Below are 18,682 nucleotides of genomic sequence, written 5' to 3' on the forward strand. Positions count from 1 at the left end.
ACACTCCTTGCAGCCTTAGGTTGTGCTCAGCCCACCCGTATGTCGCGCGGCGGGCTGAACGGACAACGGGGCATTATGATCGCAATCCGCATGGCCCGCCGGATCTGGCACGCGCCGGGCCTGATGTGGGGCGCGAGCATCGTCACGCGGCTCGCGGGGCTCGCGCTCCTGCTGCCGGTCGCGCTGCGCATGCTTCCCCCGGCCGAGGCCGGGCTGTGGTTCCTGCTCTCCACGCTGATCAGCCTTCTGTCGCTTGCGGATTTCGGATTCGGCCAGACCTTCATCCGGGCGGTGGCCTATACCCGTGCGTCCGAGGGCGGCATGGCACCGGCCGAGCGCACCGCCGTTCTGGCCACGATGCGCCACATCTACGACCGGATCGGGCTGGGCGTCCTCCTGATCGGCGGCACGCTGGGCACCCTCGCACTCCTGCGCCCCGTTGCCGCGACCCAGGCGCCGGGCATGTCGTGGGTTTGCTGGGGCTTCGTCCTGTCGGTCGCCGCCGTCCACATCCGTTGCGGGATGTACGCGGCCTACCTGCAGGGCGTTGAGCGGATCGCCCCCTTCCGGCGCTGGGAACTCCTGTCGAGCGCCGGGTCGATCCTGGCCGCCCTCGTGGCCCTCGGCGTGGGCGCCGGGTTGGTCGGGCTGGTCCTGACGTTTCATGCGGGGCTTCTGGTCAACGCCCTCGTCAACCGCCACCTCGCCCGCAGCGGCCCGGACCGGCAGCGCTGGCGCGCACCGGCGCGGCGCGACCCCGAGACGTGGCGGCGCGTCTGGCCGGCCGCCTGGCGCAGCGGGCTGGGCGTGCTGATGATGTTCGGGACCGTGCAGGCTTCGGGCCTGTTCTACGCGCAGGTGGGCGCCGTCGGCCAGGTGGCCGCCTACCTGCTGGCGCTGCGTCTGGTCGATGCGCTGATGATGATCGCGCGGGTGCCCTTCTACGTGCAGATCCCCGGCTTTGCGCGCCTCTTCGCCGCGGGCCACGAGAGCGAGCTGGTGAGCCGGGCCCGCAGCGCGATGGCATCGTCGGCTTGGGCCTTCGCGCTCGGCAGCCTCACGCTCGGCCTGGCCGGCCCCCAGGCGCTGGCGATGATCGGGAGCGAAACGCCGTTCGTGTCACCCCCCGTGTGGTGGACGCTGGCCTTGGCCAACATGCTCATGCTCGCCGGCGCCATGCACATCCAGCTCTACACCGTCACCAACCATGTGGTCTGGCATATCTCGAACGGCATCAGCGGCGCGGTGATGCTCGCCCTCATGCCCCCGTTCTTCGCAGCCCTGGGGCTCGTGGGTCTGCCGCTGGCCACGATGACAGGCGTCGCGGTGTTCTACCTGCCTTACGCGGCGACGAAGGCGCGAAGGCGGTTCCGGATGGCGTTCGACACCCGGGACGTGGTCGGGTGGGTCACTCCGGCACTGATCCTGGGCGCTCTGCTGGCGGTGTCGGTGGGGACGCAGGGGCACTGGTAGGCGTACCGGCAGGCGGTAACAGCCCGAATGCCCGCCGCAGGCGACCGAAGCGGAAATAGGCGGGTGGCAAGCCATCTGGCAAGGCCCGCAGAACCTTCCGCCTATGCTCCAAGGGCTGCCGGAATCGAAAACGGAACCGGGAGCGGGCGGCATTTCGGCAGAACTCCTCGAACGAGTTCGCATCCTGCACCACCAGCGCACCAATCAATGATGCGTCAGGATCCCCAGTACGGGCTCGCTGAAAGATCCCGCCAAGCGATGTTTCGCGTGCCTGTACATTCATAGGTCGTGACAAAGCGAACAGGACCTCCAAGAGACTTCCCTGCTCTCGTCTCGGCACGTCCTTCTGATCTTCAAGAAAACGCCGCAGCGCATGTTTTGCCTGACGATTGTCGCCTCGACGGAACGTCTCGTTTATCCGGCTGAGCGGATAAAGATTATTGATCGGATCGTGTGCGTGAGCATTCGACAACGCACGCACAGCATCCTCATGCGATAGGGCGGCGCCATACACATCGTACAAAGCCCAGTAGGCATGGGCCTTCTGCAACGCCCTGACGGGCGCACGGGCCGTGGTACCGCCCAGTATTAATTCCCGCGCGGCACTTGCTTCGAATTGATCGTAGCCATTCACTTTTTCGACGGTCCCGATCCATGACGCCATTTCGGAAAAGGAACTGAAGCTCCCGGTTGTGATCGCTTCGCACCTGGCCATCAAAGCGACTTCGAAAAACCAGGCCTCGGGTCCGGCCTGCATCTCGTTCGGGACAAGCTGTTCCGCCAACCGACCGCCGGAGGCATCGCAGAGCAGGCCAAGAACTTCAGGGTCCTGCCCAAAAATGATCACGTCATGGCCAGCGAGACGCGCCGAACGAGCCAGATCGATGGCGAGCGGAAACGCGAGAACCTTGCGTCCGAAGCGTCCACCGAACCGGAAGTGCTTCTCAATGACATCGCCGGCCCGGATATGGAAAGCACGCGTATTTTTTGCGAGCGGAACCTGGTTTGCACGTTCAATGGCGGCCTGAATAGGCGGGGCAAATTCAATGCGATTGAACAATTCTCGATAAATATCGTCTTTTAATTTCAGGGCCGGACGCAAATCCTGAAACCATGCGGTGTACCATTCCACCGGCGCAGCCCTGCCCGCCAGGAAGTCATCGACTCTCTCTGACGTCATTGACAATGACAGGTCGTGCCCCGCTTTTTCCAGCATGTCCGCCAGGCCGGGTCGGAAATGCCGTTCCAGGAATGCACGCGTGAAGAATTTTTCCGCCGGCCCCAACGTATCTCCAGATCCCGTGTTCGGGTTATCGGGCCAGTCGAATACGAAGTCGGAACCGAAACGCTCGGAAAGCGCCATCGCGTTCAGCAGGACCTGGATGCGGGCCCCCAACCCGTCACGGCGGATTGATGCAAACTGAAATTCCGTGTTGAGTTCATTCATGCGTTGCATCGCCTATGTGGCCATCGCCGACGAGAATGTACGCGGATGGCAATACACGCAACCCAGTCCCAACTCACACCCGAAAGGCTCCCCATGTCCCGTCACGACACGTCGACCGAAGAGGACCAGTCCAACGCCACCCAGCGCCGGGCGCGTGGCGAGTTCGTGCGGGGGGTGAGCGGGTTTCGTGCCGCGTTGGGCGATCCGGACCATCCGGCTCAGCCGGGGCGTTATCACCTGTTCGTGGCGCTCAACTGCCCCTGGTGCCACCGCGTGACGCTCGCGCGCAGCGTCCTGGGGCTTACCGACAGCATCACGATGGACGTGGTCTTTCCGAACCGCACGGACGAAAGCGACCCGGCCGGGCCCGGCCTGTGGCAGTTCGCGCCGGACAAGCCTGCCACGCTTTCCGGCGCGCCCCTGCCCGAATGCACCGCAGAGACCGCGACGGGCGCGGGTCGGCGGCTGGTGAAGGAGATCTACACCGACAACGGGTCCGAGGAGCAATCCGTGCCGGTGCTCTACGACAAGGCGTCCCGGACCATCGTGAACAACGAAAGCGCCGAGATCCTGCGGATGCTGAACGCCCATGCCAGCGCACTCGGAGGCGCGCAGGCGGCGCCCGACCTCTACCCCGACGACGCGACGCTCAAGGCAGAGATCGACGCGCTGAACGACCGGATCTACACGACCATCAACAACGGCGCCTACAAGGCCGGGTTCTCGTCGGACCAGGCGGTCTATGCCGAGGCGTTCGGTGCCTATTTCGACACGCTCGCATGGCTCGAAGAGCGGCTCTCGGACGGTCGGCCCTTCCTGACCGGCGACCGGTTCACCGAGGCCGACCTGCGGCTCTTTCCCACGCTCTTTCGCCATGACCCGGTCTACTATCTTCGCATGAAGCTGAACGGGGCCAAGATCCTCGACTATCCGCACCTTTGGCGCTGGTTGTGCAGGGTCCATGCCCTGCCCGGCGTGCGCGAAGCCGGGTCGCTCATCCATTGCAGGCAGGGGTATTTCGGGCGCTCGTGGAACAATGTCATCCCGCTGGGGCCGTTCCGCCCGATGCCCTACCCGGAGGCCTACGATCACCCGGAACTGGTGGACTGAGCCCGTCGCGCGGCGCCCGCGTCGCCGCATTGCGCCTCGACCAGCCGCACGAGGTGGCGGAAATCCTCGCCGATGCGGGCCGGTGACACGTGCATCTCGATCTCGGCCAGCCCCAGCGGCGGCAGGCCCAGCCGATCGCCCGCGTCGTCGCAACCCGGCGGCACGCTGCGCGGCGTCTTCACGGTGAGCGCGAGGCCGGACTGCACAGCGACGTTGATGCCGGTCGGTGACTGGCTCAGGTAGGGTTCCGACCAACCGCGCCCCATCCGCCCGATGGCGGCCAACGCGTGGGCGCGAAAGAGGCACCCCTCGGGATTGAGCGCCAGGGGCAAGGGCGTGTCCTCGGGCAGTTCGAACCCGGACTGCGCGACCCAGATCATCCGCTCGACCCCGAGCACCCGGCCCGTTCGCGTGGGTCCGTGACGCACGGCGAGCACCAGGTCCAGCCGCCCTTCCTGGAACAGGTCGACGAGATCCGATGAGATCGCGCAGACGATTTCGACCCGCGTCTCCGGATGAGCCGCCCGCAGGCGCGAAAGCAGCGCCGGCAGATGCGCGGCCGCGTGTTCTTCGGTCAGGCCGAAGCGGATGCGCTCGCCTTCGACGGTGCCGGTGAGCTGGGCCTGCGCCTCGTCCTCGAGATCGAGGAGGCGGCGCGCGTAGGGCAGTAGCCGGGCCCCGTCCGCCGTCAGTTTCACCGACCGGCTCGTGCGGTCAAAAAGCGTCGCGCCGAGCCGCTCCTCCAGCCGCTTGATCTGGAGGCTCACCGCCGATTGCGTGCGGTTGAGCAGCTTGGCCGCCGCCCCGAAGCCCCCGGTTTCCGTCACCGCCACGAAGGCGCGCAGTAGGTCGCTGTCCATCCGGTTCCCTCCTCATTGCGCGATCCATGAGAAACCGCAATCAATCAGATATCAACAACTCGTTTTTGTAATGCGCGACGATGCCCTAGCCTCCGGCTGAACCACATGCACGGAGAGAAGGCGATGACCACCACGCACGCACACGCGCCGACCCTGTCGGATTGCCTCGACCTCGACCGATACCCGGTCGACCGGCTGGACAGCCCGGAGGGAAAGGCGCTGATCGACACCTGCCGCCGCCAGCTGGCCGATGACGGCTGCGTCGTGCTGGCCGATTTCGTGCGCCCCGACATGCTGCGCCGGCTCGAGGCCGAAACCGAGCGGCTGTCGCCGGACGCGCACATCAACGCGACCGAAACCAACCCCTACAACTCCGCCGCCGACCCGGCCCTTCCGCCGGAGCATCCGAAGAACCGCTTCGACGACCGGACCAACGGCTTCGTCGCGGGCGACCGGATCGGGGCGGACACGATCATCCGGACGATCTACCACGACCCGGCATTCAAGGCCTTCATCGCCGCCGTCGTGGGCGAGGACGAGATCCACGAATACGCGGACCCGTTGGCCGATCTCGTGGTGAACGTTCTGAAGGAGGGCCGCCAGCACCCGTGGCATTTCGACAGCAACGATTTCATCGTCACGATGCAGACCCGCAAGCCCGAGGGCGGCGGCGTATTCCAGTACGCGCCCAACATCCGCGGCCCGCAAGGCGAGAATATCGAAGGCGTGCAGCGCCTTCTCGACGGGGATCACGCGGCGCTCAAGACGCTGGAACTGACCCCCGGCGACCTGCAGATCTTCTTCGGCCGCAACGCGCTGCACCGCGTGACCCCGGTGGTCGGCCCGCGCGAACGCCACACGGTGATCTTCGCCTATGCCCGCGAGCCGGGCTTCGTCGGGCGCCCGGAGCGCGCGAAGGCCATCTTCGGCCGCATGGCGCCGATTCACGAAGAGATGCTGACGCGCGACATCGTGCGCAGCGACAGCCTCGCAGATTGAGAGGACACCCATGAGTATCGTCGAGAATGACGCCCTGACCGACAGCGAGCCGGACGACATCCCCATCGTCCCCTCCGCCCCCACCGGCAACACCGACCCGATCCCGCAGGCCTTCGATCCGAAGCGCCTGCGCGCCGGTCGCCTGGCCCGGTTACGGCAGATGATGGTGGACGAGGATTACGCGGCGCTGGTCCTGTTCGATCCGAACAACCAGCGCTATGCCACCGGGTCGCGCAACATGTTCGGGTATTTCCTGCGCAACTCGACGCGCTACATCTACGTGCCGGTCGAAGGGCCGGTCATCCTGTTCGAATACCCGGGATCCGAACATGTCTCGATGTGGCTCGAGACGATCGACGAGCACCGGGTGTCCAAGGTCGTGTGGTCGGCGGTGAACCAGCGCGACGACCTGTCCTCGGACCCGTTCGGCGCGGAGATCGCCGAGCTGGTGCGCGCGCAGGGCTCCGGTGGCCGGAAGGTGGGCCTCGACCGGGCCGCGGTGAACCTCGTGCGCTCGCTCGAGGCGCAGGGGCTCGACGCGGTGGACTGCATGCAGGACACGCTGCACTGCCGCCGCATCAAGACGCCCGAAGAGATCGCCTGCCTCGCGCAGTCGGTCGCGGGGACCGAGGCCGCGGTCTACGAGGTCGAGCAGGCCATCAAGCCGGGCGTGACGGAGAACGAGCTTTTCGCGGTGCTCTACGGCAACGTGATCCGGCAAGGCGGCGAATTCATCGAAACCCGGCTTCTCAACTCCGGCCCGCGCACCAACCCGTGGTTCAACGAGGCATCAGACCGTGTCGTGCGCCCCGGCGAGCTCATCGCGCTCGATACGGACACGATCGGCTGCCACGGCTATTACTGCGACTTCTCGCGCACCTTCCACGCGGGCCCGGGACGTCCCAGCGCCTACCAGAAGGAACTCTACCGGATGGCCTATGACCAGATCCATCACAACATGGACCTGCTCGGCCCCGGACTGGCCTACCGCGACCTGGCCGAACGCGCCTGGCAGATCCCGGAACGGTTCAACGACCGCCGCTACCCGTCGATCATCCACGGCGTGGGTCTTCATGGCGAGACACCGCTGGTGGCCCACCGGGACAGCTTCGATCTTTATTCCAAGGACGGGGTGCTCGAGCCGGGGATGGTCGTCTCGGTCGAAAGCTACATCGGCGAGGTGGGCGCGATGGACGGCGTGAAGCTCGAGGAGCAGGTGGTGATCACCGAGACGGGGATCGCGAAAATGTCGCGCTATCCCTATTGCGACACGCTGCTCGACCGGGAATTCTGAACGCACCCCGACCGGAGGACCAATGGGCCGATACCTGACCGTCGCCGCCGCGCAATTCGCCAACGTGGTGGGCGACATCGCCGCGAACATGGATAAACACCGGGACCACATCGACCGGGCGCGCGCGGCCGGCGTGGACGTGCTGGTCTTTCCCGAGCTGTCCCTGGTCGGACACAACGGGGCCGAGAACCTGCTCGACGTCACCATGCGCTCGGACGACGACCGGCTGAAGGCGCTCAGCCGCGAGGCGGGCGACATGGAGATCGTCGTGGGCTTCGTCGAGGAAGGTCCGGCCGCACAGTTCTACAACGCTGCCGCGATCCTGAAGAACGGCGCGCTTCAATACATCCACCGCAAGATCAACATCCCCTCCTACGGGCGGCTGGTGGAGACGAAATACTACTCCCACGGCCGCTTCGTGGACATTCACCGGGTCGACCCGGACTGGGCGATGGGGCTCTTGATCTGCGCCGATCTCTACAACCCCGCGCTCACGCACCTCGCCTTCCTGCACGGCGCGACGATGCTTCTCGCCCCGATCTCGAGCGGGCGCGAGGCGGTGGGCGACGAGTTCGACAACCCGGCCTCCTGGGCGACCACGATGAAGTTCTACACCATGATGTACGGCGCGCCCGGCGTGATGGCGAACCGCGTGGGCGTCGAAGGGGACCTGACTTTCTGGGGCGGATCGCGCATACTCGACGCATTCGGCAACGTACTGGCCGAGGCGGGCGACGGCGAAGAAATGATCTCCGCCCGGCTCGATTACGCCGACACGCGCCGGGCGCGCGCGCTCCTGCCGACCGTGCGCGATTCCAATATCTCGCTCGTCCACCGCGAGACGACGCGGCTGATCGACAACCTGGGCGTCCCGACGCTGGTGCGCGACGACTGACCGGACCCGACCCGGCCCCGGGCAGACTGACGCGACGCTCAACGCGGTCGTGATGGAACATCCTTTCGAGAAAGGACTTTTGCTAGGACGAGCCACGCGACAGCCGCGCGCCGCCCCCTGGAAGGAGAAGCCGATCATGCCCCAGGAGAGTGTCCAGTTTCTCCTGACTGCCGAAGAAGCCTATCCGGCGTTCGAGCGCATGGTGCTCGGCGCGCGGCGCCACGTGTCCGTGTCCATGCGCATGTTCGACCCGGCCACCCGGCTCTTCAGCGACGCGGGGCGCAGGATCGGGGACACCTGGGCCGACCTGATCCGGCACAAGCTTGACGAAGGCGTGCAGATCACCATCGTGATCACGGATTTCGACCCGGTCGCGCGACCGTCTCTGCACCGCTATTCCTGGGCCTGCCGCGCCGCCTGCTTGGCCGCCGCCGAAGCCTCGCAGCATCCCGAGAAGCTGGACATCTCGGTGCACATGCACGCCGCGCGCGTCGGCTGGCCGCATCGGCTGCTGTTCATGCCGGTGACGCGGGGCAAGCTGCGGGTGGAGTGCGACCGGCTGTCGGGGCTGGAGCGCGACGAGTGCGAGGCCTGCCTCGACACCATGCCCGGATTTCGCCGTCTCGTGCGCTGGCGGCGCGAGCGGCTGTCGCCCCGGGCCTGGCCGCCTGCCCCGCTCGTCCCGGCGACGCATCACCAGAAGATGGCGGTCGTGGATGGCGAGATGCTTTACGTCGGCGGGCTCGACCTGAGCCCGCGCCGCTATGACGGCAAGGACCACGAACGCCCGCCGGAGAAGACATGGCACGATGTTCAGATGATCATGACTGGCCCGGTCGTGCAGGCCGCGCAGCAACACCTCGACGAGTTTCGCGAGGTCACGGCGGGCCGCTCGGCGCCGGCGCGCTTCAACGGGCTTTTGCGCACGATTTCCGCAGACGTGCCGGGGGGTCGGCGGCTTGCCCCGCAGAACATCCTGCGCGAGCTCGAGGAAGCCTACCTGCGCCTGATCCGCACCGCGCGCCACTACATCTACATCGAAACGCAGTTCCTGCGTTCGAGCGCGATCACGGATGCGCTCCTGACCGCCGCCGAGGCCCAGCCGGAGCTGCAACTGATCGTGCTGATGCCGGCCGCGCCGGAAGATATCGCCTTCGACCGCAGCGACAACCTCGACGCGCGGTTCGGCGAGCAATTGCAGAGCGACGCGGTTACCGCGCTGTACGATGCCTTCGGCGACCGGGCGTTCTTCGGCGCCCCGGCCCAGCCGCGCGCGCAGGAGACCGGGCATCGCGACAGCCACTACGGCGCGCCGATCGTCTATGTCCACGCCAAGGTGATGGTGGTCGACGGGCGCGCCGCGCTCGTCTCGTCGGCCAACCTCAACGGCCGGTCGCTGCGTTGGGACACGGAAACCGGCGTCGAGGTGCGCGACACCTACGCGGTCGGACGTTTCTTCGCGCGCTGTTGCGAGCACTGGTTCGCCGGCACGCCGCACGGCGACTGCGAACGGGCCGAAAGCTGGACCGCTGTCGCGCGCGAAAACGCGCGACTGGACCCCGATGCACGCACCCATTTCATCCTGCCCTACAACGTGGAACCGGCCGAGGAATTCGGCACGCCCATTCCCGGCATCCCCGAGGAAATGGTCTAGCGCCCGAGCGGCGCATCCTCGATTTTCGCCCAGATCGCGTCGATCAGGTCGTCACCCAGTGCCAGCGTGAAATCCTCGCGCAGCACCTGGGCCAGTTCATCGCGTGTTTCGATCACGTGGCGCGTCTGCTCGGGCGGCAAACCCCGCGTCAGGGCGCGGTTGAACAATGCCACGCGTCCATCGGGGCCGTGGAACGCGGCCATCAGGTTGGAGCGGAACGGCGCCTTGTCCCAGCAGGCCGTCACCACGTTCGCCGCCTCGATATCGACCGGGCGGACGGGGTGATCGTCAAAGCCCCACAGCGACACCCAGGCCCCGCCCGCACGCCGCTCCAGCACGCGTTCATCACTCTGCGGGTCGCGCGTGAAGCGGTAGGTCCCGTTCGGCGCCTCGAACGCCGCGCCCGCGACAAGCGGCACGGGATCGATCGGGGCGTGGCCGCCGAAGCCCACGTCCGTCACCAGCGTCGCCCCGTCGACATCGACGAGGAACGCCTGGTGCGTGCGCGCCCCGCCCTCGGGCGCGCCGTTGCGCACGCGGGCCAGCACCGGCGTCGCCGCGTAACCCAGCGCGCCGAGCGCTTCACCGAAAAGCCAGTTGTGCTCGAAGCAATAGCCGCCCCGTCTGCGCCGGACGAGCTTGTCCATCTGGGCGTCGGGGTCCAGCGACGGAACCCGCCCCGTCAGCGGGTCGATGTTCTCGAACGGGATCGCCCGCATGTGCGCCCTTGTCAGCGCCGTCAGGCCCGCCGCCCCCGGCGGCACGTCCGACAACCCGAGGCGGTCGAGATAGGCATCCAGGTCGAACGACATCAGAACAGCCTGAAATACTCGGCTTGTTCCCAGTCCGAGACATGAGCAAGGTACCGGTCCCATTCGGCGCGCTTCAGCGTGGCGAGATGCGTGACCGTCTCGGCCCCGAGGACGCGCGCGTATAGGGGCGAGGCCGCGAACGCCTCGATCGCGGCGCCCAGCGAGGCGGGCAGCGCCGGGGCCTCTTCGGCGTAGGGCGACGTCACGGGGGCGGGCGGCGCAAGCCCCGCGTCCATCCCGGCCAGGCCCGAGGCGATCTGTGAGGCGAACAGAAGATAGGGGTTCGCCGCCGGGTCGGCGACCCGGTTCTCGAGCCGACTGGCAGGGTCCCCGGGCGCGATCAGCGCGCGCAGCATGGCGCCACGGTTGTCGCGGCCCCAGGCGATGCGGTCCGGGGCGAGCTGGAACTGCGTATAGCGCTTGTAGCCATTCACCGTGGGGGTGGTGAGCAGGCAGCTCTCGGCCGCATGGGCCAGGATGCCCGCGATCCACTGGCCGGCCAGGTCGGTCAGCTCACCGCTGTCGCTCATGAACCGGTTCTCGCCGCTCTTCCTGTCGAGAACCGAAGCATGCACGTGCCAGCCGGAGGCGGCCGCGTTGGCAACCTTCGGGCGGCACATGAAGGTCGCGTGCTTGCCCTCCTGCGCGCAGACCTCTTTGGCGAGCGTGCGGAACATCACCATCGCGTCCGCCTGCGTCACCGGATCGGCTGGGTCGAAGGTGAACTCCACCTGCCCCGGCCCCATCTCGACCTCGGTCGTGCGCACCGGCAGCCCCATCTCCTCGCAGACCCGCCGCAGGCGGTCCATGATCGGCTCGAGCTGGGCATAGATCGTTTCGGTGAGGAACTGGTAGCCCGGCGCGGGCGCGCGCGTCTCGGGCGGTGCGGGCGGCATGGTCGTGTCGGCATGGTCGAGCTTCGGGTCCACGACGTCGAAGACGTGGAACTCCACCTCGAGCCCGATCCGCATCTCGAGCCCCTGTTCGGCCAGCCGCTCCACCTGCGCGCGCAGAAGGTCGCGCGGCGCGAAGGGGATGGGTCCGCCGTCCTGCCGGCGCGCGTCGCAGAGGATCCAGCCGGAATGGTCCGACCACGGCAGACGCCGGAAGGTCGCGGGGTCCGGCACGAGCAGGATGTCCGACGCCCCGGCCATCGGCGCGTCTTCGTCCCCGGTCCAGATCGGGAAAGCGGTGCGGTGCGACGTGTCCTTCAGAAGCAGCGTCGAGGGCACCTTCATCCCGTCGGCCATGATCGACGGCAAGGCGCGCGCCGCGACGGTCTTGCCGCGCAGCACGCCGTGCATGTCGGCGAACAGCACGCGCACGGTCTCCAGCCCGTCCGCCGCAACCCGGTCGATCATCTCCGCGGCCGCCGCGATCCCGTCGGCATCGCGCAGACCCAGCCGCGCCAATGTCCCCTCGCCCAACCGGGCCTTGTCTCCTCCCCTCACGCGCGCCTCATTCCACCTTGGCGTTCCAGCCGGTGCAGGCCGCACGGCGTGCCGCGTCGCCCTCGGTATAGGCACGCTGCCAGTCACCGTCGTTCGAGATGGTGTCGTTCGCGAGCGGCCCGGTGAGCGCGGCGACGTCGGTGCCGTTCTTCATCGGCAGCGCGTCCTCGTTGCCCTCCTCGAGCGCCTTGATCGCGGCGCGCAGGCGGCGGCGGTTGGCGATGATCGCCTTGTCGGTCTTGCCCAGGTGCTCCTGCGTGCGGTCCTGGATACGGCCCATCGACTCCACCGCCCACTGGTCGTGCACGTTGATGTCGAGCCCCATGCCCGTGTAGGTCAGGCTTTCCTGCTCGTCCGGGTCGTAGCCGTAGTTGTTGCGCTTGTTCTTGAGCGGCGCGTAGTCCGGCAGCCGGTGCTCGGCCAGCCGCTGCTCACGCATGAGCTCCTTGTTCACCGGTTCCCCGAAGCTCGTGAACATCGAGTACCAGTAGCAGGTCTCGTCATCGATCGGCACGTGCCACTGGGTGATGATCATTTCCCGGCTCATCGGGATGGTGATCGCCTCGGGGAAGATCTGGTTGGTCACGCGCACGTGGGTGCGCCCGTCATCGAGATGACGCAGGGCGATGACGCGCATGCCGTACTCGGTTTCCTCGACCTCGATCTCGGGGCGCGGGTAGTCGCGCAGGAGCTGGGTCATCGGGATCTCGGTATTGGCCGCCTTGTCGCGGAACTGCTTGCCGTAGCTGTCCTCGGGGTCCTCGTCCTGGAGGAAGCGGTGCAGGAACGAGGCGTGCGCGGGGTCGATCCCGACCTCGAGCGCCTGGAGCCAGTTGCACTCCCACAACCCCTTGAAGGCGAAGACATGGCTTTCGGGGGCGCGGAAGCAATCGAAATTCGGAAATTCCGGCGGATCGCCCGGGCCCATGTACGCGAAGACGATGCCGTTCTTCTCCACCACCGGGTAGGAGGTCGTCTTGATGCGTTCGTGCATGCGCGAGCCTTCGGGCTCTCCCGGTTGCTCGACGCACTGGCCGGTACGGTCGAAATGCCAGCCGTGGAACGGGCAGCGCAGACCGTTGTCCTCGAGCCGGCCATAGCACAGGTCGGAGCCGCGATGCGGACAGTGACGACCGATCAGTCCAAGCTCGCCATCTTCGTTGCGAAAGAGCACGAGCTCCTCGCCCAGAAGCGTCACCGGCACCACCGGGCGCTTGCCCTCCAGTTCGTCGGTGAGCGCGGCAGGCTGCCAGTACCGGCGCAGCACGTCACCCGCCGGTTTGCCCGGCCCGACCTGCGTGATCGTGTCGTTGAGTTGCTGGCTGATCATGGTGCCTCCTCCCCTGCCTTTTCGTTGCCGGCGCAATGGTTACAGAATTTGACCAGAAGGCCAAACGGTTTGACAATGCCGTGACGGAGGCCGCATCGCATGATCCGAAACGCCATCCTGGCAAGCATTCTGACCCTGCTCCCGACCATTTGCGGGGCAGATCCCGGCTGGCGACCGGCGCCCGAAATGCCCGTGGCCGCACAGGAAATCTACGGTGCCGTCCGTGCGGACCGATTCTACACGCTCGGCGGATTCGGGGCGGACGGCGCGCCCGTCGCGGCCGCGCAGGTCTTCGACGCCCGGGCCGGCACCTGGAGCATGCTCCCACCCCTGCCCGAGCCGCGCCACCACGTGGGCGTCGCCATCGCGGGCGGGCGCCTCTACGCCATCGGCGGCTTCACCGGGACGCCGCCCGAATGGCGCGCCACCGATGCGGTTTCGGTCTTCGATTTCGAAACGGAGGAATGGAGACCCGGACCTTCGCTCCCGGTTGCGCGCGGCGAACACCTGACAGTCGTGGTGGCGGACGAGATCGTCGTGATCGGCGGCCGCGTGCCCCGCGCCCCCGGTGCGGCCCGCTTCGCCGACCACGCGGACACGTCACGCGTCGATATCCTCGACACGGCGACAGGAACCTGGCGGCGGGGCGCCAACGCCCCCACGGCCCGCAACAGCGCGGCAGGTGGCGTGATCGACGGACGGGTGCACGTGGTGGGGGGACGGCAGTTCGATCCCGGCGCGGCGGTGTCCCTCAGCAACGTGGCAATCCACGAGGTCTACGACCCGCAGCGCGACAGCTGGAGCCGCCGTCCCCCGATGCCACAGGCGCAGGGCGGGCTCTCGGCCGCGGTTCTGGACGGACGGCTCCACGTCTTCGGCGGCGAAGCGTTCAGCCCCCGCCCCCATGTCTTCCCGGACACCTGGGCGTTCGACCCCGAAAGCGGCGACTGGCGCCCTCAACCGTCGATGCGCACGCCCCGCCACGGCACCGCCGCCGCAACCCTGAACGGCGCCCTTCACGTCTTCGGCGGCGCGACCCGGGCCGGCCTCGGGGCCGTGGCAACGGTGGAACGGCGCACCCCGGACTGAAAAAGCCCCCGCCGCGGGGGCGAGGGCTTCCTTCTTCGGCGATCGAGCCGAATTACGTGCGGTCGTCGACCACGACCTGAACGATGCCTTCGGAGGTCATGAAGACGTAGAGAACGTCACCGGCCTCGAAGCCTTCGTCTTCAACCGTCTCGTTGACTTCGGCATTGGCTTCGACGTCGGCCTGGAACTCTTCGATGTCTTCACCGGTCTTCGCGACCGCCTGGTCCAGCGCCTCGGCATTCTCGGCCGCGTTGCCTTTGACCTCGGTCACGCCGGTCACATCGATCTCGGTCTCCGAATCGACTTCCGACCAATCGAAGTTCGAGAAGTTGTCAGTGTTCATCTCCGACACGATGCGCCCAAAGGTCAGGCCATCTTCGTCCTTGTCGGTGGCGACTTCGGAATACATCCCGGTTTCGGAATCGGTGGTCGCCTCGGCAGCCATGTCCTGGCCGTTCGCACCGTTGTCCCCGGCGCTCACGCTCGCCTCGGCCCCGACGCTCGCATCGGCATCAGCGCTCTGGGCAAGGGCCGCCCCGGAAACGGTGGTGGTCAGGATCGCCGCGAGTGCGGCAGTGGTCTTGTAAAAGGTCATGTCAGCCTCCTTCGGTTCTGACACGGGCCACCAGGGCCCGCTCTGACCTCTCAATGCGAGACCCCCCGTCTCGCGTTCCGAACCGCGTCGAGACGAGCAGATTCCCGCCAAACGCTGATATGCGCTGGTGCCATGCAGGATCGGATATGTCCGGAGGGGGAGTGGTGGGCGACCCTGGAATCGAACCAGGCATGGGTCTCCCCGGCGGAGTTACAGTCCGACGGAACTCTTTGTTTTCATAAGAGTTTTATGTAAACGGACACGGTTTGTTCACCACGAAAAATCAATGGGTTACCGGGCATGTGTAAACGGCTTTTGCTCGAAAGTTGCAATCTCCTTTCGGCCAGCCTCACTCCAGCGTTGCATCAAATTCTATCAAGCGACGATCGCCGTTGGAGCCCGGTGCGACGATGATTTTCGCGTTGGAAATCCCAGGACCGGAGAAATCAATCGAACGGTTCACAAGCTGGTCGGATTCTTGAGTGATGCGGTATCCGTTTTCGTCCAAAAGCTCCTCCCATTGGGTCAGAAGGGTGTCCACGTCAGCTTCTGTCGAAAACGAAAACAGTCTGATGCTGGATCCAAGCGATCGATCCATAACGATTTCGGCATCTTTCGGGAACTCGAGTACGTCCGGGATCCAGGCTTGGATATGTTCTTCGGCATAGCCTACCATTGTACCTGCGAACGTAAGAACCAAGGCGAACGTGAGCATATCGTGTGTGATCTTGCGCAGGTACCGAAGTAGGTTTCGGGATGGTGCACAGGTTCCGGAGATGGTCGGGGCAGAGACGTACTGCGAAGCAACGAGGTCCATGAGTGACGTGTTATCAGCGATGTCCCAACCGTCAAGCTTTCACACAGGCCGGAGCGTTTCATGCCGTACGCTCGCCCCGCTCAAGATCAACATGTTTGCATGCTACCGCGCTCACGATGCGAGCGAGTTGCAAACCAAAATTTGAGCCTGAACGGCATCTAGACTAACTCCTGTGGCAAGTGTCGAAGACAACCCGACTCATGTCCGCGTTTCTCAAAGCAACATGAACGTCACCGCCGATCAACTTGAGCGTATGTGGCTTCCCGCTCTCATTGGATCGGTCCGCACACTGTACATCTGTCCATGCCCTACGTTGAAGTACGATCTAAAGAGCGAGGGAAGCACAATCGGATCTGTCGCCCGTGCAAGGGTGAGATCGGGATGTTGGGGTGATTGGACGATGACGCTAACGATTTCGGATGACTCCATCGGATATTGAAACCGTGCAACTATTCTCTGATGACAGAGATTCGTTTGCCTATTTCAATCACCTACGAGACCGAGGGACCGGTCGCTATTGGCGACGTGATCGTCGCATTGCAGGCAGCCGAGGCCATCGCGGACGACGCCGTGGCGCTGCTGCCGAGCTTGATCGACGGTTTACAGATCAACGGAAGTTCTCTAAATGTTCGCTCCCTCGAGCAAGGTTCATTGAGGGAGGCCTTTTTCCTTGCCCTGCTCTTCACTTATCAGGGCGCTTTGGAGGAAGAAGTGCCTCCCATGATTGAAGACCTCTTCAACATAACCGTGAGCGATCAATACGATACGCTCGCGACACTCGTCTTCCTGATCGTGATTTTCTACGGTGCTGGGCTCGCTATTGATGTCGTGAAGAAAGCTTTCAGCGACAGCCTTCCGCGCGCCAAATTCGAGGAACTAGTAAAACTGCTGGCCGCCGAAACGGGAAAACCGGCCGCGGATATTCGGGACATTATCGAGGCCAAGTTCCAGAAGCCTGCTGCTGCAAAGCGCGTGGTGCGGAATGCCGGAAAGTTCTTCCTTCCGAGCCATAAAGGGTCGAACGCGCCACTCAAGGTGGATCGCGACACGATTTCGTCGGAAGTCGTTCGGCAAATCCCGTTCGACGGGAGCACCGACAAGGAAAATGATTTCGACCGGTACAAGCCCTATGAAGCTGTTGAGCTGGAAATCCACGCCCAAGACAAAGACAAGAGTTCGACCGGCTGGGCCGCTGTCGCGCGTGGGATTTCGGACAAGCGACTGAAGGTGCGGGTCGTGGAACCTGTGCATCCTGCGGACATCTGGCAGAAGGACGTGGTAACGGCCGATATCGTCTTAGTGCTCAAGCTCACTTCGGATGGATATGTCCCAGCCGAAATCCAGGTCACTCGCCTCGTGGAGCCGGGGGAAAACTAATGCAGTTATCTGACAACGATCTTCGTTTTCTAAAGAAGGTGGCACACGAAAATCCTGGGAACGTAGAATTCCAAGACCTGACTATCACCAAACCAGAAGACCGAGAAGCTTTTAGAAAACTCAAACCGCTCGGGTTGATCCATGGCGCCGAGACAGCCGATGGCGTTATGGCATCATTGACCGCTGATGGTGACCAAGCGCTCCGCGACGCACGTCCAGCCGCGACAGCCAAACGGTATGCGCTTAGGAAGGTCGACCTCGTGATCAATCAGTCGCTTTCACATCTCGTCGCGTTTCTGGTCGGCGGCGCCATAGGCTGGCTGGCTTCACTCTTGTTTTCATAGCGCCCGCTGGAAGGCGCACCACGGATCGGCTACGATCGAAGGTGCATTTGGAAATGGAAATTTGAGGATATCGGATGGGTAAGGCTGCAAGTGGAGCTGTGCAGAACGTCCTAGAACGGACCGGGAAAACACGCGCTGAATACCTTGAGGAGCATCGGTTCTTTAACGACAAGACGATTGAGACCTCGAAGGTGGTCTTGCGCAGCGAAATGCTGATCAACGGCGCGGCCGCGGTCGCAGTCTTGGGCTTCGTGGCGTCTATCGGTAGCTGGGATGTAGAGCGCGGTGCGCAGGTTCTTCAGGGCGCAAGCGGTGCATTGATGAGGTATGTCTTTGGGGTATCGGCGGCGATCGCTGGCCTCATGTTCTCGTACTTCACCCACTATTCGCAGGTGCAGTTAACCAACAACCCGATAAGCGCTGGATGGCGGCGCGCCAACATTTGCTTTCATGTCCTCGGGATGGCGTCCGCAGTGTCCGCCCTAGGCCTTTTCATCTGGGGTGCCTACGTCCTCCAAGCCTCCTTCTCGACGATTTTCTAGCTTCACGCACCAGACGGTGGCATCCTGCCGCGGCGCTGTGTAGACCCCTGCGAAGGACCGGGATACTAGGCGGCCCGGCGGCGTACCCCGTATCCGGGTCAATCCCGCCAGTGACCCACATTCGGAAACTAAAAAGCCCCGCGTGGTTTTTACCGGCGGGGCTTTCTCTTATCCGTAACATCGCTAGTGCGGATGCTGCCTCAGTCACCGCTTCGTTCGATCCGCTCCAGGCGCGCGTCGATCCTCGCGAGCATGTTCAAGATGCTTGTCAGGCGCTCGTCTGATCTAGCGGTTGCGGTCTCGAGGGCGCGCAGTCGACCCTCCATTTGGCCCTGCGCATCCATGGCGCGAACGACGGATTTTTCGTTCGCTGTAATGCGTGCATCAAACGTGGCCCAGCCGATGCCAGCGGCCGCGACGAGCATCGCGATCTGAATGACGTGGCCCAGTGAAATCTGCCATTGGAAGGTCGGTCTAGTCATCATCACCCCTTACACACTCGCGATCCCAGGTCGCGTTCGTCTTAAAGTCCCTGCGCAGGTTCCAGGGCGCATGTTCCGCGCGCCAGTCGATTTCCTCCTGCGAGAAGCGGC

General features: G+C 64.9%; 18 protein-coding genes. 10 read left to right on the forward strand and 8 right to left on the reverse strand.

Annotated elements, in window-relative coordinates; all coding sequences use genetic code 11:
- The first annotated feature begins 75 nt into the window (after nt 1-75).
- Entirely contained in the window at nt 76-1,473 is a 1,398-nt protein-coding gene (locus GQE99_RS14320) for a polysaccharide biosynthesis protein (protein WP_161352308.1), read from the forward strand.
- On the opposite strand, the gene GQE99_RS14325 is transcribed toward GQE99_RS14320, so the two are convergent.
- Entirely contained in the window at nt 1,409-2,920 is a 1,512-nt protein-coding gene (locus GQE99_RS14325) for a hypothetical protein (RefSeq protein ID WP_161352309.1), read from the reverse strand. The two genes, GQE99_RS14320 and GQE99_RS14325, sit on opposite strands and share 65 nt — an antisense overlap.
- Before the next feature lie 93 nt (nt 2,921-3,013).
- On the opposite strand from GQE99_RS14325, the gene GQE99_RS14330 reads away from it, so the two are divergent.
- Nucleotides 3,014-4,030, forward strand: coding sequence for a glutathione S-transferase C-terminal domain-containing protein (locus tag GQE99_RS14330; RefSeq protein WP_161352310.1), 1,017 nt, complete (start codon nt 3,014-3,016; stop codon nt 4,028-4,030).
- Here the strand turns inward: GQE99_RS14330 and GQE99_RS14335 are convergent.
- Nucleotides 4,009-4,890: a LysR family transcriptional regulator gene (locus GQE99_RS14335; protein WP_161352311.1), complete on the reverse strand. Its 882-nt coding sequence runs from the start codon at nt 4,888-4,890 to the stop codon at nt 4,009-4,011. The two genes, GQE99_RS14330 and GQE99_RS14335, sit on opposite strands and share 22 nt — an antisense overlap.
- Nucleotides 4,891-5,013: 123 nt before the next feature.
- Between GQE99_RS14335 and GQE99_RS14340 the strand changes: the two genes are divergently transcribed.
- From GQE99_RS14340 to GQE99_RS14355, 4 genes are all read left to right on the forward strand, one after another.
- Nucleotides 5,014-5,889 carry a HalD/BesD family halogenase gene (locus tag GQE99_RS14340; protein WP_161352312.1) on the forward strand — a complete coding sequence of 292 codons (876 nt, stop codon included), beginning with the start codon at nt 5,014-5,016 and terminating at the stop codon, nt 5,887-5,889.
- A 10-nt stretch (nt 5,890-5,899) separates the two neighbouring features.
- Nucleotides 5,900-7,183, forward strand: coding sequence for a M24 family metallopeptidase (locus GQE99_RS14345; RefSeq protein WP_161352313.1), 1,284 nt, complete (start codon nt 5,900-5,902; stop codon nt 7,181-7,183).
- Nucleotides 7,184-7,205: 22 nt separating this feature from the next.
- Nucleotides 7,206-8,078: a nitrilase-related carbon-nitrogen hydrolase gene (locus GQE99_RS14350; RefSeq protein ID WP_161352314.1), complete on the forward strand. Its 873-nt coding sequence runs from the start codon at nt 7,206-7,208 to the stop codon at nt 8,076-8,078.
- Between the two features lie 136 nt (nt 8,079-8,214).
- Nucleotides 8,215-9,732, forward strand: coding sequence for a phospholipase D family protein (locus GQE99_RS14355; protein ID WP_161352315.1), 1,518 nt, complete (start codon nt 8,215-8,217; stop codon nt 9,730-9,732).
- Here the strand turns inward: GQE99_RS14355 and GQE99_RS14360 are convergent.
- The 3 genes from GQE99_RS14360 to GQE99_RS14370 form a co-directional block, all read right to left on the reverse strand.
- Nucleotides 9,729-10,544, reverse strand: coding sequence for an arylamine N-acetyltransferase family protein (locus GQE99_RS14360; RefSeq protein WP_161352316.1), 816 nt, complete (start codon nt 10,542-10,544; stop codon nt 9,729-9,731). The genes GQE99_RS14355 and GQE99_RS14360 overlap by 4 nt on opposite strands.
- Entirely contained in the window at nt 10,544-11,905 is a 1,362-nt protein-coding gene (locus tag GQE99_RS14365; RefSeq protein WP_161352389.1) for a glutamine synthetase family protein, read from the reverse strand. Before GQE99_RS14365 ends, GQE99_RS14360 begins: the two co-directional genes overlap by 1 nt.
- Nucleotides 11,906-12,002: 97 nt before the next feature.
- On the reverse strand, nt 12,003-13,325 hold the full coding sequence (locus tag GQE99_RS14370) for an aromatic ring-hydroxylating dioxygenase subunit alpha (RefSeq protein WP_161352317.1): 1,323 nt from the start codon (nt 13,323-13,325) through the stop codon (nt 12,003-12,005).
- Between the two features lie 99 nt (nt 13,326-13,424).
- Between GQE99_RS14370 and GQE99_RS14375 the strand changes: the two genes are divergently transcribed.
- A complete protein-coding gene (locus GQE99_RS14375) occupies nt 13,425-14,414 on the forward strand; it encodes a Kelch repeat-containing protein (RefSeq protein ID WP_161352318.1) in 990 nt (329 codons plus the stop codon).
- 52 nt (nt 14,415-14,466) lie between these two features.
- Here GQE99_RS14375 and GQE99_RS14380 read toward each other — a convergent pair whose 3' ends face one another.
- Together GQE99_RS14380 and GQE99_RS14385 are read right to left on the reverse strand one after the other, a co-directional pair.
- Nucleotides 14,467-15,009, reverse strand: coding sequence for a hypothetical protein (locus tag GQE99_RS14380; RefSeq protein ID WP_161352319.1), 543 nt, complete (start codon nt 15,007-15,009; stop codon nt 14,467-14,469).
- 349 nt (nt 15,010-15,358) lie between these two features.
- Complete coding sequence (locus tag GQE99_RS14385) at nt 15,359-15,826, reverse strand: hypothetical protein (protein ID WP_161352320.1); 468 nt, start codon at nt 15,824-15,826, stop codon at nt 15,359-15,361.
- Nucleotides 15,827-16,285: 459 nt separating this feature from the next.
- On the opposite strand from GQE99_RS14385, the gene GQE99_RS14390 reads away from it, so the two are divergent.
- The 3 genes from GQE99_RS14390 (at nt 16,286) to GQE99_RS14400 (ending at nt 18,089) form a co-directional block, all read left to right on the forward strand.
- Nucleotides 16,286-17,203 carry a hypothetical protein gene (locus GQE99_RS14390; RefSeq protein ID WP_161352321.1) on the forward strand — a complete coding sequence of 306 codons (918 nt, stop codon included), beginning with the start codon at nt 16,286-16,288 and terminating at the stop codon, nt 17,201-17,203.
- Nucleotides 17,203-17,547: a hypothetical protein gene (locus GQE99_RS14395; RefSeq protein ID WP_161352322.1), complete on the forward strand. Its 345-nt coding sequence runs from the start codon at nt 17,203-17,205 to the stop codon at nt 17,545-17,547. The genes GQE99_RS14390 and GQE99_RS14395 overlap by 1 nt, the downstream gene beginning before the upstream one ends.
- 74 nt (nt 17,548-17,621) lie before the next feature.
- Nucleotides 17,622-18,089: a hypothetical protein gene (locus GQE99_RS14400; protein WP_161352323.1), complete on the forward strand. Its 468-nt coding sequence runs from the start codon at nt 17,622-17,624 to the stop codon at nt 18,087-18,089.
- Between the two features lie 200 nt (nt 18,090-18,289).
- On the opposite strand, the gene GQE99_RS14405 is transcribed toward GQE99_RS14400, so the two are convergent.
- On the reverse strand, nt 18,290-18,571 hold the full coding sequence (locus GQE99_RS14405) for a hypothetical protein (protein WP_161352324.1): 282 nt from the start codon (nt 18,569-18,571) through the stop codon (nt 18,290-18,292).
- Nucleotides 18,572-18,682 lie beyond the last annotated feature (111 nt).

The sequence above is a fragment of the Maritimibacter harenae genome (assembly GCF_009882975.1).
Taxonomy (GTDB): Bacteria; Pseudomonadota; Alphaproteobacteria; order Rhodobacterales; family Rhodobacteraceae; genus Maritimibacter; species Maritimibacter harenae.

Excerpts from the sequence above, each read along its gene's own strand:
- GQE99_RS14320 (WP_161352308.1), top strand. The coding sequence starts at position 76 with ATGATCGCAATCCGCATGGCCCGCCGGATCTGGCACGCGCCGGGCCTG.
- GQE99_RS14325 (WP_161352309.1), bottom strand. The coding sequence starts at position 2,920 with ATGAATGAACTCAACACGGAATTTCAGTTTGCATCAATCCGCCGTGAC.
- GQE99_RS14330 (WP_161352310.1), top strand. The coding sequence starts at position 3,014 with ATGTCCCGTCACGACACGTCGACCGAAGAGGACCAGTCCAACGCCACC.
- GQE99_RS14335 (WP_161352311.1), bottom strand. The coding sequence starts at position 4,890 with ATGGACAGCGACCTACTGCGCGCCTTCGTGGCGGTGACGGAAACCGGG.
- GQE99_RS14340 (WP_161352312.1), top strand. The coding sequence starts at position 5,014 with ATGACCACCACGCACGCACACGCGCCGACCCTGTCGGATTGCCTCGAC.
- GQE99_RS14345 (WP_161352313.1), top strand. The coding sequence starts at position 5,900 with ATGAGTATCGTCGAGAATGACGCCCTGACCGACAGCGAGCCGGACGAC.
- GQE99_RS14350 (WP_161352314.1), top strand. The coding sequence starts at position 7,206 with ATGGGCCGATACCTGACCGTCGCCGCCGCGCAATTCGCCAACGTGGTG.
- GQE99_RS14355 (WP_161352315.1), top strand. The coding sequence starts at position 8,215 with ATGCCCCAGGAGAGTGTCCAGTTTCTCCTGACTGCCGAAGAAGCCTAT.
- GQE99_RS14360 (WP_161352316.1), bottom strand. The coding sequence starts at position 10,544 with ATGTCGTTCGACCTGGATGCCTATCTCGACCGCCTCGGGTTGTCGGAC.
- GQE99_RS14365 (WP_161352389.1), bottom strand. The coding sequence starts at position 11,905 with ATGATCGACCGGGTTGCGGCGGACGGGCTGGAGACCGTGCGCGTGCTG.
- GQE99_RS14370 (WP_161352317.1), bottom strand. The coding sequence starts at position 13,325 with ATGATCAGCCAGCAACTCAACGACACGATCACGCAGGTCGGGCCGGGC.
- GQE99_RS14375 (WP_161352318.1), top strand. The coding sequence starts at position 13,425 with ATGATCCGAAACGCCATCCTGGCAAGCATTCTGACCCTGCTCCCGACC.
- GQE99_RS14380 (WP_161352319.1), bottom strand. The coding sequence starts at position 15,009 with ATGACCTTTTACAAGACCACTGCCGCACTCGCGGCGATCCTGACCACC.
- GQE99_RS14385 (WP_161352320.1), bottom strand. The coding sequence starts at position 15,826 with ATGGACCTCGTTGCTTCGCAGTACGTCTCTGCCCCGACCATCTCCGGA.
- GQE99_RS14390 (WP_161352321.1), top strand. The coding sequence starts at position 16,286 with ATGACAGAGATTCGTTTGCCTATTTCAATCACCTACGAGACCGAGGGA.
- GQE99_RS14395 (WP_161352322.1), top strand. The coding sequence starts at position 17,203 with ATGCAGTTATCTGACAACGATCTTCGTTTTCTAAAGAAGGTGGCACAC.
- GQE99_RS14400 (WP_161352323.1), top strand. The coding sequence starts at position 17,622 with ATGGGTAAGGCTGCAAGTGGAGCTGTGCAGAACGTCCTAGAACGGACC.
- GQE99_RS14405 (WP_161352324.1), bottom strand. The coding sequence starts at position 18,571 with ATGACTAGACCGACCTTCCAATGGCAGATTTCACTGGGCCACGTCATT.